We start from the raw sequence: 15,011 nt of genomic DNA, 5'->3' as shown, positions 1-15,011 counted from the left end.
TAATGACTTATGAAGACAATGTGAACTTAAGCTTTAAGGTATTAAATATAAAGCTTATATCTGTTAGAGAGACATCTGCAGAAGTATATTCCGAGCTTATAGAGCGTATGTTTGCCAAAGGAAGAATGGTTAACCTGGGTAAATATGTTGGAATTATGGACTCATTTGCCAAAAGAGAGCAAGTTGACGATGTTTTTTACTTTGGAAATGTTGTAAAAGCTAAGAAAGCTGAAGAGAGTTATAAAAAAGATGAAGATGATGTGTTAGTTCCAGTTGTTACAGAAGAACAACATTATAATGATCCTCAGTGGGCAAAATTCATTTTTGTACCCAAAGCTCATAGATTTGCATTTATTGAGACTGAAAAAGTTGATATTAATTGGTTTAAAAAGTTTGTTAGAAAAAGTTTTGATGGCTTACTTTCTGATAATGAAAAGATTGAATTGTCAGTTAAAACATCAGAAACTTTTGTGACAGATTTTCTTCAAGGTCAGTCATTAAGAAAAGTCAAAATTAGAATGTCAGTGTCTAATAGTGATTCTTTCAATTCTCCACTCATGCAAGCTATTGAAGCGAATATGAAGGCGACTCATACACAACAGTATGATATAACTGCAATTAGTGACAAAAAAGATAGTATTAATTTGATGGAGAATGATATTTTAAATCCCCTTGCCGGTATAGCCTTAGATAATGGTGAGATTTCAGCATGGGATCAGGAGAATCATACTCCAAAACCTACTGTTACAACAAAAGAAAGCCCTCAAGTGTATGAAATACAAACAACTAATTCAAATTTCATTAAAGATATTTATTTGAAAATATTAAGTATTTTTAGGCCGGAAGAATCATCCGATGTAGGTAATGACCTTATAGAAGAATAATATGAAACCACCCAAAGGGCTTACACCTGAACAAGAAAAAGAATGGAAGCAACACCATGTAAGCTTATCCACCCTTTTTAGAATTTATGGTGGATTTATGGGCTTTATTGAAAGCGGGTATTTTTGGTTTGCCTTAATCTCTGCAATTGCATTAATGTCCTTTAATCAACTTGTTTTTGGTTTTGAAAGCTACGAACTGATTGTAAGTATTAAGGAGTTATTGTTGAGTACATTTCCAAGTATTTTAGGATTTAATATAGGTGCTTACGCATTAGTTATTGGATTCGGCGATAAGTCTGTTCTTGATAAAATCCGTGCTGCAAAAGGAACTAATAATTTTAGCCTTTTTCAAACTATAGGAGGCACATTTGCAATGAGTGTTTTGATACAAGCTACAACCTTTGGGATTGCTTTTATATTGCATATTTTCATTAGGAGTTTTGGGAGTGTTAACTTGTTTGATTTGAGTCAACATGGCATAAATATGGCGAATAATTTTACGGCATTTATTTTGTTGTTTTTCTCAATATACTCAGTAGCATTGATTCCAAAAATTGTTTTAAATGTTTTTTCTTTCAGTCAACTGTTTCATTATTTTAGTAAAAACAGCTAAAAAATAGGTGATAATAGTGTTAATGACATATATTTAATGATATAGTAGAAACTTTGTTTTATTTTTCATAATATTGCAAAGAATGATAGAATAATCGTTCTACTAATCGGGAAAAAAGAAAAAGCCACTCGTAAGGGTGGCTTTTGATTTATAGGTGATTGTGATTTATTCAGTCGGTTCCGGCTCTTCCAGTTTGCGTTGGAATACCAGGTAGGTTAAGTCCTCACCATTGTACCGGTTCTTTTCGCATATGGCGCGGCCACCTTTTTGCACCTGTATAACCATACCTCCATCATATTCGGCCTTTGAGCCACCGCGAACGGTTCCGTTGGTGGTGGATTGGAAGATAACAACAAACATGGTGTCGGGATGCTCCTTTCTTAGTCTATCAAAATCGTCCTGGTCAACATTGGGTATTTTACCCCAACTATCAATGAACACCACATCAAAAACTTTAGCTGCAGCTTTCACGTCGTCAATGCCACCAGGGCAAGATTCTGCGATTTGTACCTTATCCACAATGGTTGGACACAAATATTCGTTTCGCATATCAGTTACCAGGTTAGAATCCTTTCCTATTTCCAGGGTGAAACTTCCAACCGTAAAACCTGCTTTAGCAAAGGTGTTCATCATTTGGTAAGTCAAGCGCGTTTTACCGGCTCCCTTTTCACCTCGCAATACAATAGAATATTCATATCGCTCTACATAGCCAAGGAATCGGCCTAAGTCACCAGGTAAGTTAATTTTTTCAAAGTGATTATCCTTACCTACGTCCGCCATTGGAGTGAACAGGCCATTCAATGAGCGGTCATCTTGCGCATTATCCTGGTTAACTTCTTCCGGTTCAAATACTGTTGGCTCCTGGTGTTCTGTCAAGTCAACCTGAAAACGATTTACTACCACTGGTTCGGATTGTGGAGCAGGGGCCGGAGTTGGTTCCGGCTCTATTCCGTTTAATTGCTTTGGTTGTGGTTTTGTTTTCTTCCTGGTTGCTTTGCCACTACCATTGCTCTTGTTTTCTTTCCTGGCAGTGGCTTTAGTCTTTCCCAGGCCAAAGGAGTTATCCAGGCCACTTAATTGAGTAGGTTCAATGGTAATGTGATTGACTTTACCCTCTATAAATTTGCGCATGGCACCATAGGCCACATTAAGCTCATGTTGGTAGAAGTCATTCTCTGTAATCTTCTTTTGTTCGTATGCTGTTTTAAAAGCTTTAAAAATGCGCTCTACCTTGCTTTTTTCCGGTTTAATCTCACCCTCAATACCAACGAAGCGTTTAAGCAGATTAACCGATGTGCGAATAGCCACTTCTTTTGTTGCCAGGCTAATTTTATCCTGGAACTGTTTATCAACTTCCATCGTGACATGAGTAAGGTGCTGCTTAGTCATTGCATCAAGCAGTTTGGCCAGTTTCCTGGAACATTGGGCAACCAGGTCAGCATGTTTACTGGTTCGGCTTGCTTTGCGCTCTGTTATTCTTCGCTCAAAATCGCGGTATATGGTAAGGATAGTGCGCCTTTGACGCTCTTTACCTACACAACCGGCAAACCTACGTAATAAACGCACATCTTCGGTAAAATGCTCTGTTTTTACAGGCTCAACCTTGTTACATTTTTCATCCTTTTGTGCAGGAGTGGCTTTTTTTGTAACAGGCTTCTTTGCCTTATTGGTGGATTTATTTGCGTTTTGCGCAACTTTCTTTACGTTTTCCGTCGGTTTTTTAACGCTTTTGGTCTTTTTTTGACCGGTTTTGGTCTCTTTTTTATCACTGGCCGGTTTTGAATATTCCTTTTTGATGATGTTATTCACCAGGCGTAAATGTTCATCCAACATACCTTTGATTTCATCATCATCGTTGTAGAACTCTACGTAATCAGCAAAGTCCTTATGAGCATCCTGGATGTAGTCAGGTTGTTTAGCAAAGTTGATGTTTGCTGTTTTCTCTGCGTAGTTATTGATTGTTACCATAGGGAAAATATTTTAATTATTATGGGGCTTCGGTTGGAATAGAGCGAAGCCCCATTTATTATGCTGCTTGTTTCTGTTTAATGATTATGGCCTTTGCACGTAACTTTAATAATCTAAGTTTCCTTGTTTTATCGTCTTTTTTGGACTTTTTCTGGTCACTTTTTAGCCTTTTTGAGTTCTGCATCATTACCTTTTGCTCAAACGATTCTTTATCGTTAGCCAGGTACTTCTTTGCATCATCAGTGAGCTTATCACTATCCTGGAATCCGGTTCGGTTCGGTTCGATGTGGTCTTCGTAAATCTGACGACCAACCTTGAATGAAATACCATGCCGGTTACCCATTAGTTCGAGAATCTTTACAATATTTGAATCACTAACCACACCGGTCATTGAGCCGGAAACCATTTCAAAGCCATGCTCATTTTCTACCAGGTTAATGATATCAGCATCTTTGTAAATGGCCTGTGTGCTTCTTCCTTTGGGGATAATAAACTTGAAACCTTTTGGGTTTCGGAAGATACCAATTTTATTTTCACTGGTTGCTCCGTGCCCCATGCTCATTGACTTGATATAGTGCGCTGCATCTTTGGCCGATACAACTACGTAGGCATCACTATTTGTCTCGTTTTTGTCATTACCAGGAGACCAGGACTCTGGCATCAGAACACCTTTCTTTACATCACCGGCCATTGTTGTATATGAAACTAGCTTTCCATTGTCACCGGATGCCTGTAATAAGTTGCCGGTAAAGATGTAGCGGATACGCCTACTTTTTTGGAATGAGGAAGTATGCTCGTTCCATTTGTCCAGGACGTTTTGTGCATCGGCACTACTCATTCGGTAAGTTCGTGCCTGGATACGCTCCAATTCCTTGCCGGTGTCTCCGGAACAAGGATAGGCTAATTGTCTGCGTGAATCAGCAACGGCAATGCGCACTTTTACTGCGGATGGAGCAAATGGATTTTTACGATTCATATCAACCATTACACCCAGGCAAAGAGCTTTGACACTTTCGCCTCCCATATCAAAACCTAGTGCCGGTACTAATAATCCTCTACCTGGTGTAAAGAACATTAATAGACTATTCATGTAGTCTTTTCGGTTGTTGATTTCTTTCGTCTTTTGCGCTATACTTTTACCCTTTGCATCCTCAAGCTCTTTAGTGCGAACCTGGATATACGCATCTTCATCTTTAGCCTTTTTAAACTTTGGCTCGTTGGTTATATTCTGAATTAAGTTGTGATACTTATCTTCTACGGCCAATAATTCACTTTTAAGTGAATCGGCCACAAACTCGTTATGTGCGCTTACTATTTCATTGCGAATATCAACACCTGATCGCCCATCCAATACATCAGCCAATTCTTTAGCCAATTCATCTTGTTTGAATGGCTTTTTAAGTACATTACACTCACATTTCTCCATGAAAGTGTCCTGGCTAAATGCGGATGTGCCACCCTTACCGGCCTTAATCACTTTCTTGGAGATTGTTTCAGCCTGTAAATTCAGGGTTTCAAGTTCCAGGTCGTATTCATCGTTTTGCTTCAAATAATCAACGTAATCATGATAACGCAATAGAATATCGTTGTAGAATTGTTCCTGTTCTTTGATAGGTAGAATTGCTACGCGACCCGATACTTTATGAGCTGCATGGTCAAGCGGCTTTTCATCGTCTTTAGCTCCGGTTTTCTCATCATCACCACCCAAACCTAAAGGATCGCCTAACTTTCGGTTTAATGCCGGATTTTCAATTAAGTACTCCATCACCACCTTTGAACCATACTTATTCAGGAAGTCATCACTTTTCAATTGGTCTTCACTGCTTTTTTGGCTTGATGTGGTGTTAGCATCCAATGATTTTAGCTTCTTTTTCAGCATCATCATTAGCCGCTTTTCTGCCGGTATGGTGGAAATAAGGTAGTCATATCTTGGTTTCAATACCTGGCCGGTACGGTTAATACGTCCACGTTTTTGGATTTCGGTATTGATATTAAGCTCTGCCTGGAGAATGACCATGACACGCTTTTTAACTTCATGCTCCGGTACTTTATCGGTTACGATGGCGTGTGCTGAAGCTCCGGTAGAACCACTCTGATTGATCAGCAAACAATCAATTTCATTGTTATTAAATTGTCTGAATAGGTCATTGGTGCTTTCTTTTTTTCTGCGTAGAATCTGCGCTACATTGGTATTGATTGATACACCATTTAAGCCACTTTTCAGGTAATAGCTCAATGGCTTTGAACCATCAAAGAAGAAGTCAAGCTCTACGCCTCCTTTTAGTGGGCCCATGTATAAGCTTGTCAATTCCTCGCGTGAGATATAGCCAAACTCAGCATTCTGCATATCACCATTCAGAATAGTGTAACCATAAAACATATCTTTCCCATCCCATTCTGTGATATACCAATCAGAACCACCATAAAAATAATGGAGCTTCGGAAAAACAAAGTCATTTAATTGCAATACGCTTGCTGTTTTCTTCCTGGCTTCATCATAGGCTTTGGTGCTTTTTCCAATCTTTGGTATTTGTTTGATGGTATTCTCGAAGTTTTCCAGGATACCCCAATGTTCTTCGCTACCGACAATAGCCTTTTGTTGAAATTCAGGCATGATGAGTTTAACTGACTTTGGAATATCAGATAGTTTAAGCCTTTTATCCCTTTGGGGTGTCAGCTTAAAATCACCGTATTTTAAGGCTAACTTTCGGCCTGTTACTTCACCTACACTGAATCCGGCCGCCTCAATCTTCTGAATAATGATGTCAATAGGGCTAACGCTAATGCCTACACTTACTCTATCTATTTTATCCAGGATACGGTAATACTCATTTTGCGATGGCTGTGGTAAGGTTGCCAGTTCGATGCGCTGCTTCGCTGTGCTTCCATCCGGATTACGAACACTGATTTGCATCACGCTGTCTAATCCTTTTTCCAGGACACCCGAAAAATCTGATTTAACAATGTCATCAACATCGCCCAGGTCTTCAACAAAGGCTCCCATTGTAGATGCGAATGCAACAACCGGCTTCATGCCTTGCTTTAGTAACTCAATAGTGTGGTCTGCGACTGCTTCGGCTTTGATAGAAAAGAGCAATTGATTAATCACATTAAAAACCTTTGAGAAATAAGGTGAATTGTCAACGCCGGCTCGTTTGGTTCCCATGCGCTCGGTTACTTCCTTACCCTCTGCGGCTGCAATATCATCCAGTTCATCTACGACCGGATCGATGTGTACTTCCTGGAAAGAAATAATGTCACGAATAATATCCGTTACAATGTCAGCAACGCGCTCATGTTCTTTCGCGTATTTATCCAGGTTAAAGTAATTGACTTCAACGCCCTCAAAGCTTCGTTCACGCCTAATTAACTGGCCTTCTAATACCAATTGAGAAGATAAAACCTCCTGTAAGGCTACACCTCCATTGGCAATGGCATCAACCAGGTCTTCACTTGTCATGTTGGCCTCGCTCATGGCTGTTTTCTGTGCGTATATTGGCATGTTATCAGGTCGCTTGGCATATGTAGCAGAAAGGAACACTACGCCTTTGGTCAACCTTAAAACGCTCTGCATAAATAAGCCTGTATTACTACTGCCAGATGAGTTGTGAGCTTCATCCATAACAATCAGGCTATCGGTTGCTACTCTCTGCAAAAAGCTTGGTTTTAATGGCTTTTTATCCGGTTGGTTAAACTGTGAATAGGTAGCACATACAAAGTCATATTCGCCTGGCAATTTACCGGCCTTTAGTATCTTGTCTTGTTGCACCTTTGGCAATGCCTGGTGAACGATGTTACCATTAATATCTTTGATGTGTGTTTTTGAATCCCTGGCATTAACAATAAAAGGCGTGTATTCATCCGATTGAATATCCACCAGGTCACGGTAAATATCACTAAAGAGGTTTGGTTTCTCGGAAAGGAAGATAGGTGTCATGCCCTGCTTTATTCCATAGCGGATCATTGCGGCAGCCTGGCGGCCTTTACCAATACCTGTTTGGTCGCCTATGATAATTCCCTGGTTTTTCTCTTCAATGTTGTAGATGGCCAGGGCAACACTATCAACTTGTTCGGCTGCCAATGATTTGATTAACTGCTCGGATGTGTAGTGAAGCTTCTCTTTTACGTAGTCAAATAATGGTTTTCCAATGGCTGCTTTTACCTTTCGGATAGCAATGTGCATTTCATAGCCCATTGAATCGGGTACAACGGTATTCAGGATAAAACCCTGTTCGGCTGCCGGTATGTATGGCATCCCTAATCCCTCGTATTGCACCAGGCCATTGAGGTAATCCCATTTGCTTTCGGTTAACGGTTTTGTCAGGAAGTAACTCTTATTGTTCCTGGATGAAAACCCTAATTCGCGTAAACGGCCATTTACATGGATAGGTGCTTTCTTGCCTAAATCCACGTAAAGAACACCGTTTTTTATTGTGATAAGTCCTTTCATTTTGCAGATTGTTTTTGTTTTAATGCAATGGCTTTAGCACGAAGCTTCAGCAATTTCTTTTTGTCCGGTTGTGGTGGTTCCGGTTTATCTTCCAATCCAACACGCTCAAATAATTCCTCGTATGAATTGATAACCTGGCATAGCTGCTCGTTTTTCAATGGAGCCACACCCTCCGGTTTAGCTTTGCGGCCATTAATGAGGATTAAACGCACATCAAAGCCGGTTCCTTGCTTGGTGTAAAGCTTCTTACCATTGATTGAAATAACATCCTCCACATTATAATGATGGTATAAGTAGTTAAGGAAGATGCGGTTTTTACCCTTGGTTAATCGGCCTTTTGCATCATAGGTTGAATGCCCTCCAATGATAATAGCGGCCCTGCCGGTATCTTTCATGGTGTCCAAGGCAGTAATGGCCATTGCATGATCCAGGTGTTTAATCAGGAACCCACCGGCCTTAATTGGTTCGTCCAATGTTGCGAATGGTGGATTGGTAGTGATGCCATCAAAGTATTGATGATACTTGTGGAATGGCCTGGTTGCATCCTGGTTACTCACAACTTTAAAAGGTTGTCTTTTTAAATTGGATAAACGAATATCATCCAACTCATTGACGTATGTCTGTGTGTAAGGCAATGCAATGGTCAATAGCCCATTCCCTGCACTTGGCTCAAAATACTTTGCCGTAGCTTTTCCATTCTCCACATATCTACTAGCAAGATAGGCCAGGGGTGCAGGGGTGGAATATTGCTGCAACATCATGCTGTGCGATGTTCGCAATGATAGGTTGTGTTGTGTGTTGTAAAGGTCAACAAGCGCGTCGAACGTTGCTTTAATACCTTTATCCTGGTTGTTGGCAATTCGATGCCTGGCTATGGTGACAATAGCTAATTCGGATAACTCTTTAATCCAGGTCTTATCTACAATGCCAAAACGTTCACCCTCTTTTTCGAGTGAACGCTTATTGTACCTGGTTCCGGCACTTATCTCTTTTACCAGGTGTTTGTAAAATTGGTCTTCTTTAGTCATTGAACGGTCTTTCCATATACCAAAAAGCATAACTCCACTTATCGCCCTGCCAGGATTTAGGAACAGGGTTACAAGTCAGCCAGGCTTCAACGTCCTGTATGCTGACCTGTTTTAAGAGTTGTTCCTGGTAATAACTCAAATCTTTATATTGGCTGTTTTGCGGCCTGGGCTTGATGGCTTTCGGGTAGCCGTTTTTTTAGTTGGCTTCTTAGCGCACTTTTTCTTAGGAGTGCCATTAAGAGCCGGTTTGTTTGTTTCTCCGGACGATGCAGAAGACAATAGGATTAAGCCTCCGATAATAGCACCGCCTATCAGCAATGTTTTAGTTTTGTCACCTAGTATAAATGATGTTATCATGCTACTGAATTTAATTGATGTAACGTTTATTCATCCGCTGTCTGTGAGGTTTAGGCACTTCAATGCGCAATGGTAATGGAGCTATGCCGGTTGATGGTTTAGTTAAACCTAAACCAGTGATAAAACACGCGCCAACCATGCTAATAAGTATTGCCTTTTTCATTGCTTCGGGTTAAAGGAGTTGCTAATATTTGTCCTACGGCTGTACCTATCACCAGGGCAACCGGTGCATCTGTTTTCAGATACTTGGCTGCCTGGTAAAAGGCGGCTCCGCAAAGAGCCACATAAACCGCTTCTTTAATTTTTTCGTTCATGAATCAGGAATCTTTACCTCGTTTTTTTCCTATTTCAATATCATTCACACGACTAACGCTGCCACCAAAAAGGAAGTCAATAATCGTGTTTAGTTTTGATGTAATTCCACCGTTTATACCACTAACAAAGGCTATCTGCCAATCTTGAAGGTTCACCGTTTTAAAGATGAAATAATTAAGAATGATGGTTGTTAGAACACACCAGGCAATAAGGAAAAAGATTGCAAATACTTTCTGCAACCAACTATCATGCTCATACATGCTCCTGGCATCATTACGATCTGTAATGGCCATTTTAAAGAGCTCCATTTTGCCCTGAAGCTTTTCTTCCTTGGTGGTGAATATTTCATCAATAAGTTTCGTGCCGGCCTTTAAAGTCTCTGCCGTTCCTGCGTTAGTGAATTTCTGAAACAGTTTTTTCATTGTCAGATTGCATTACATATTTGATAAAAAAAAACCTGCAACACCTACCAATGCAGCAACCCCAAGGGATATTCCAACGGCTTGATAGTTGAATGATGATAGCCGGTTTAACCAACCTTTCAGGAAGACTTCATTACCATTTTTAGCAATGGCATTGTAGTAACTGGCCCTGGCTGCTTTATAGGCTTCGAATAATTGCTGCGGATTAACACTATTGATAGCGGCTACTGTCAATCGACCTTGCGCACCATCAACCTGGATGTTTTTGCCAAATTGGTCGCGTAGAACACGCTGTAAAAGCTTGATGCCATTACCACCTGAATTAACGTAAGCATCGAATATGATGCGCTGCAATGAGCTATCATTTACCTGGTCTAACAGGATTCTATCCCAAAACTTTGACTTGTAAAACTGCTCTACAAGTGCTTCCATCTGTGTGTGATTGCTGCGATAATTGCGCGGCAGCGAACCGCGTGCTTGCTTTTCACTGTCAATGATTTTCCACCCTGGCCAGGATGGGTGAAACTTACGCGCTATGCCTCGGTAAGTTTCACCGCCCCTGTCATTGGAATGATTGGAATAGTAACCCTCGTGTTTAAGTATTTCGGGAAGTATATCTTTAAACATGGCTTAGAGTTTTAGTAGTTTAGATTTTACATCATCGCTCTTCTCAAGAATTTTTGATGTTTTCATCATATCATATTCGGCCTGGCTTACCATTGCCACCTTATCGGTAGGTACCCAAAACTTAACGCGCTTAACGTTAATGTTTGTGGTTAATTCAACCAGACCATTTTTATAGTTGCCGGTTGATGTTCCCAGGTGAGTGCGAACCGGTAAATGTGTGAAAGGATCACGTCCATAACCATACTCCTGGCTATGGTTGTTGCCAACTCCTGTAAACAGGGTTGCTCCATCCACATCAATCACATAGGCTACATTGCGTAATACTTTAGAATCTGCAATCAACATATTGTAGTGTTCCTGGTTCAATTGAGCCGGATAACCTAATGTTGTCAGTGCTTTTTCTGTTTGTTCGTTGAATACGCCTGTTGCTCCACCGGCAGATAGTACCAGGTGAGCCGTATCGCCACCGCGATTAATCAATGCTTTTTGAACCTCTTTAACCAGGTTGTTATTGGCTCCGCGTTTTAGCGGCCAGGTTCCTGGTTGACTGGCCAGTTCTTTATTGCTGTTGTTGTTCTCGTACTTATTGTATAAGTAATACCCCAATGCAGCAATGCCGGCAAATGCGATTAAATTCTTCATTAGGAAAACCAGGTTAAAGGAGTTAATAATGGATTAGTGTATGAAGCTGCTTTCAGGTATTTAGCCGTTTGTGAAACCGGCTGATATTTGCCATTTAAAGCATTGTTGAAAATGGTCAGCTCTTCCGGCTTCAATAAGCGATTAAGCTCCATAATCAACTCTTTGGAATATAGGTCACGATAAGCATCGCCAACTAAGCGCATGTTAACACCATTTTTGTGCATTTCAAGAGCTGTTTTGTAAAGCGACTTTTCATCCTCTACCATGTTGAACCAACCGGCATGTAAAGCAGAATAAATCTGACCGGCATATTCAACGGCTTTGCCCTCTTTTGAACCATCGCCATACTTCCTGGCGGCTTGCTTCTGATTGGCTTTCTTTTGGTATGATTTATATCCCCAATAGCCTAATCCTAATAATGCACCGGCACCAACTACGATGCCTACTTTTTTCATGGTGTCGCCACTAGCGGCGGCTGCTAAAAATGGTACCATTACATAAACTTTTTATACGTTTGAATCTTTTTGTTTATGCCAGGCTTTTTGCTCTTTTCTGCCAAAACTTTAAGATTCTCGACACTCACATTCTGCACTATGGCCTGAATGCTTGATACCAGGTCTATTTCTTCTGACATATTAGTTACATTGGCCTGAACTGGGATATTAATAGGCTTCATTACTCTGCATTTAAGAAGTTAATTACATCAGGGATTCTTGATACATCGGCTGCAACGGTCTGAACCAACTGGAAGAATGCACCGGCTACTTCATCGCTTTGTTGGTCTAACCAGTTAGAGATGTTTTCAGAAACTTTGGCTTGAATGGTGTCAGCTGTTGGGCCTGCCTGTTGTTCGGGGCCTGGCTCAATGGCTCCCATCTGCGGAACCTCAATACCCATGATACGACCGGCCAGTGTTCCAACAACGGTGGCTAAAGCCGGATTGGTTGCTACGGTTTCCATTATTCCGGCAAGTCCGTTACTTTTCTCGTACTCCTGGCCTTTGCGCTCCAATTCAAACTCCTGATCCTTGTACTTGTTTTCTTTTTCAAGCTCGAAGTTTTCCTTTTTTAAGGTTTCGTTTTCAGTCTCAAGTTTGTCATTGCGCTTTTCAGCTTTTGACAATTTCTCTTTTAAGTCCTGAATCATGTAATCCTTAAAATCGGCCGGAACGTTTAAAGCCTGTGGTGTAGATGGAGCCATAGCCGGTGTATTTTCAAGTCCATTTAATGCAACAGCGTAGGGATCGCCCTCTCTTACATTGCTCGAACCGTTTTTGCGTTTCTCCTGTATGATGATTGCTTCCGGATTATGACTGTCTTTAACCTCTTTGATTAAAGATTCAACGTCCGTTGGTGTAAGGTTCTTGTAAAGTTGCCGTTCGACGCCATTAACTCTAATGATAACGTCGAACGGTTGCCCCAACCTCTGTAAATGCTGTGCTGTCTGTTTAATATCCATAATTAGTGCGGTTTATGTATGAATAGTTTATCTGCGTCTGAATAATCGTCTGAACGGTGAGCGTCTGCGCTTGCGCATTTTAGCCAGGTGTTTGGCTCTTACCCTGGCTGCTTGTGCCCGCAGTTGCCTGGCTATTTCAGCCTTTGAATTTTTGCTTCTGCTGACAACTTTACGCCTGGTTGGTCTGCGAACAATGCGCCTGGTTGGTTTGCGATATGAGCGCTTCATCAACCTCTTACGATTAGCAAGCTTCTTAATTACCCTGCGGAAACCTTTTCTTTTAGAAAGTCTGCGGATTAGGTTTCTTTGTGCTCTGCTCGGCCTCCTAACAATTTTACGTCTGGTAGGTCTGCGAACAATACGCCTGGTTGGTTTGCGGTATGAGCGTTTTAATGTTGGTCTGCGTTTTATTACTCTGCGTACCGGCTTACGAACAACCCTGCGTTTAGAACTTGACCTTTTCTTTGCCGTAAAGGATCTTCTGCCAGGGGAAGAAATAACCCTGCGACGATGATTTGAAATACTTCGACGCTTTAAAGGTCTCCGCGTTGAAACTTTGGCCTTTCTTCTTGTGTTCACCAAGGATGATGGACGCTTTTTTTTTGCTAACTGTTTAGCATACTTGCGAAAGGCTATTTCCTGGTTATGCTTTAGCTGACTGCGAAACTTCGCATCCATTCTACGCAATGTGGCCGCATTTTTTTGCTCCCAACGTTTCATCATGCGACGAATAAGTTGGTTTTGTGCCTTTATCTCTCTTTTCAATTGAGAAATGGTTTTGCGATTAGATGCAATGGTGCGCTTCATGGCCACATGCTCACGCTTGGCCCTGTTAACTTGTTTGACACCATGATGCAAGCTGCGATTTAACCTGGTAGTGCTTCTCTGACCTTTTTCCAGGTTGTTAAAACGCTTATTAAAGGCTGCTTTCTTGCGCCTTTTCAGGTAAGCTGCTCTTTTCTCTTCTTTGGTAGGTGGTATCTTCACCTCGGGCAGCTTCTTTAGTTTAGGAACGAATGTGCCTTTGGTTTTTGGCTCCATTCCTAAGGCATACTGAATGCCCTCACTAACCTGGTTAATTAGTGGTTTGTTGTTCATTGAAATATGAATTAAATGATGGTTGATAAGCGTAATCGCTGTATGTTCTAATGTTCTTTACCGTATTTTCGATATCATTGAACCGTTCGTGCAGGGCCGGTAGCTCATCGCGTATAATAGCAAGCTTAGTATTGACAACGGATACTTCCTTTTGTAGCATTCCATTGGATTTATTGAGTTTCTCAAGCTGCTGATAAATAGCACTATCGGCCTTTGATTGCTTGTCCAGGGTGTTGAAAAGTTGTATTTGCCTGGATTCTAATTGTTGTTGCTTTTGGCCTAAGTCCTGGAGAGCTTCTTTGACTTCGCCTGGCATGTTTACCACTTCTTTAACTGGCTCAACTACAATGGTTGAAATTACTCCTAGAACGGCAGTAACGATTAAACCGGCAATGATTCTGCCGATGTTGTTAATAACTGCATTTTTAAACGTCTCGCGCATTTTTGTCTGATTTTCGATGTTAAAATATTAGTCTTCATAATCACGCTTTCGGTTTTTTGCAGTTTCGGGGGGTTTTCTTCCCGATTTGGTGGTTTTTGGGGGTTTTTCTAAAGGGGATTGTAATAAGAATTCGCTATCTCAATTAGTTGCTACACATTTAAAAGAGGCTTCTCATTAAGCAATTCAATGCTACTTTCATCAAATAGTCGCAATACAATATCAGATGGCAGGGAATAGCCAGTTCCGGCAAAATTCAGAAACCAATAGAACGTTTTTATTGTACCGTTTACATCTTCCTCAATGGCATCAATTTTATAGTTTGGTAGAACCCATTCGTTCCATGTTTTCAATTTTGCAGGTTCAATCTCAACTCCGTTTTCATCCAATAACGCTGCTTTTATGGCGTTGGGTAAATAGTCCGGAACAAACGTATTCATGTCTGCTACCTTGAAATATGCCTTTGCCTTAAAGCCTACAACCATTGCACCAGGAACCTGGCTTAATAGCCTTAAATGGTCAATGTCAAAATCGACTTCGGCATCATCAATTAGTTCCGATGTACTTATGCCTCCTTTTGATTTTGGTAATATCCCATACACATTGGTCATTTGAGCCGCATATTCAACCAGGGCAGGGATTGTTTCATCGGTAGCATTCAGGATTGAACGCTTGATATACTTGCTTGGTATAGTAATTTTAATCATGGC

Annotated in this window: 17 protein-coding genes; 2 read left to right on the top strand and 15 right to left on the bottom strand. The window is 40.9% G+C overall.

Annotated elements, in window-relative coordinates; translation table 11 throughout:
- The first annotated feature begins 2 nt into the window (after positions 1-2).
- Together KDU71_RS02625 and KDU71_RS02620 are read left to right on the top strand one after the other, a co-directional pair.
- Entirely contained in the window at positions 3-884 is an 882-nt protein-coding gene (locus KDU71_RS02625; protein ID WP_212188344.1) for a DUF4747 family protein, read from the top strand.
- Position 885: 1 nt separating this feature from the next.
- Positions 886-1,497 carry a hypothetical protein gene (locus KDU71_RS02620; RefSeq protein WP_212188343.1) on the top strand — a complete coding sequence of 204 codons (612 nt, stop codon included), beginning with the start codon at positions 886-888 and terminating at the stop codon, positions 1,495-1,497.
- 165 nt (positions 1,498-1,662) lie between these two features.
- Here the strand turns inward: KDU71_RS02620 and KDU71_RS02615 are convergent, their stop codons facing one another.
- The 15 genes from KDU71_RS02615 to KDU71_RS02550 form a co-directional block, all read right to left on the bottom strand.
- Positions 1,663-3,465 (bottom strand): hypothetical protein, encoded by a 1,803-nt coding sequence (locus tag KDU71_RS02615; RefSeq protein WP_212188342.1) that lies wholly within the window; start codon positions 3,463-3,465, stop codon positions 1,663-1,665.
- Positions 3,466-3,523: 58 nt separating this feature from the next.
- Positions 3,524-7,915 (bottom strand): strawberry notch-like NTP hydrolase domain-containing protein, encoded by a 4,392-nt coding sequence (locus KDU71_RS02610; RefSeq protein ID WP_212188341.1) that lies wholly within the window; start codon positions 7,913-7,915, stop codon positions 3,524-3,526.
- Positions 7,912-8,943 carry a hypothetical protein gene (locus KDU71_RS02605; RefSeq protein WP_212188340.1) on the bottom strand — a complete coding sequence of 344 codons (1,032 nt, stop codon included), beginning with the start codon at positions 8,941-8,943 and terminating at the stop codon, positions 7,912-7,914. Before KDU71_RS02605 ends, KDU71_RS02610 begins: the two co-directional genes overlap by 4 nt.
- Before the next feature lie 135 nt (positions 8,944-9,078).
- Positions 9,079-9,300 (bottom strand): hypothetical protein, encoded by a 222-nt coding sequence (locus KDU71_RS02600; RefSeq protein ID WP_212188339.1) that lies wholly within the window; start codon positions 9,298-9,300, stop codon positions 9,079-9,081.
- A 10-nt stretch (positions 9,301-9,310) separates the two neighbouring features.
- Positions 9,311-9,439: a hypothetical protein gene (locus KDU71_RS23150; RefSeq protein ID WP_262898241.1), complete on the bottom strand. Its 129-nt coding sequence runs from the start codon at positions 9,437-9,439 to the stop codon at positions 9,311-9,313.
- A gap of 1 nt (position 9,440) precedes the next feature.
- Positions 9,441-9,614, bottom strand: a complete 174-nt coding sequence (locus tag KDU71_RS02595) for a hypothetical protein (protein ID WP_212188338.1) — start codon at positions 9,612-9,614, stop codon at positions 9,441-9,443.
- A 3-nt stretch (positions 9,615-9,617) separates the two neighbouring features.
- Entirely contained in the window at positions 9,618-10,037 is a 420-nt protein-coding gene (locus KDU71_RS02590; RefSeq protein ID WP_212188337.1) for a hypothetical protein, read from the bottom strand.
- 12 nt (positions 10,038-10,049) lie between these two features.
- Positions 10,050-10,664, bottom strand: a complete 615-nt coding sequence (locus tag KDU71_RS02585) for a glycoside hydrolase family 108 protein (RefSeq protein ID WP_212188336.1) — start codon at positions 10,662-10,664, stop codon at positions 10,050-10,052.
- A gap of 3 nt (positions 10,665-10,667) precedes the next feature.
- Positions 10,668-11,306 carry a hypothetical protein gene (locus KDU71_RS02580; RefSeq protein WP_212188335.1) on the bottom strand — a complete coding sequence of 213 codons (639 nt, stop codon included), beginning with the start codon at positions 11,304-11,306 and terminating at the stop codon, positions 10,668-10,670.
- Positions 11,306-11,800, bottom strand: coding sequence for a hypothetical protein (locus tag KDU71_RS02575; RefSeq protein WP_212188334.1), 495 nt, complete (start codon positions 11,798-11,800; stop codon positions 11,306-11,308). The genes KDU71_RS02580 and KDU71_RS02575 overlap by 1 nt, the downstream gene beginning before the upstream one ends.
- Positions 11,800-11,982, bottom strand: a complete 183-nt coding sequence (locus tag KDU71_RS02570) for a hypothetical protein (protein ID WP_212188333.1) — start codon at positions 11,980-11,982, stop codon at positions 11,800-11,802. The genes KDU71_RS02575 and KDU71_RS02570 overlap by 1 nt, the downstream gene beginning before the upstream one ends.
- Positions 11,982-12,764 carry a hypothetical protein gene (locus KDU71_RS02565; RefSeq protein ID WP_212188332.1) on the bottom strand — a complete coding sequence of 261 codons (783 nt, stop codon included), beginning with the start codon at positions 12,762-12,764 and terminating at the stop codon, positions 11,982-11,984. The genes KDU71_RS02570 and KDU71_RS02565 overlap by 1 nt, the downstream gene beginning before the upstream one ends.
- Before the next feature lie 27 nt (positions 12,765-12,791).
- Positions 12,792-13,862: a hypothetical protein gene (locus KDU71_RS02560; protein ID WP_212188331.1), complete on the bottom strand. Its 1,071-nt coding sequence runs from the start codon at positions 13,860-13,862 to the stop codon at positions 12,792-12,794.
- Positions 13,840-14,304: a BAR domain-containing protein gene (locus tag KDU71_RS02555; protein WP_212188330.1), complete on the bottom strand. Its 465-nt coding sequence runs from the start codon at positions 14,302-14,304 to the stop codon at positions 13,840-13,842. The genes KDU71_RS02560 and KDU71_RS02555 overlap by 23 nt, the downstream gene beginning before the upstream one ends.
- Positions 14,305-14,453: 149 nt before the next feature.
- Positions 14,454-15,008, bottom strand: a complete 555-nt coding sequence (locus KDU71_RS02550) for a hypothetical protein (protein ID WP_212188329.1) — start codon at positions 15,006-15,008, stop codon at positions 14,454-14,456.
- Between the last annotated feature and the right edge of the window lie 3 nt (positions 15,009-15,011).

It is taken from the genome of Carboxylicivirga sediminis (genome assembly GCF_018156225.1).
GTDB classification, from domain to species: Bacteria; Bacteroidota; Bacteroidia; order Bacteroidales; family Marinilabiliaceae; genus Carboxylicivirga; species Carboxylicivirga sediminis.
Note: the sequence above shows the minus strand (reverse complement) of the source record. Positions and strands in the feature narration are given on the sequence as shown.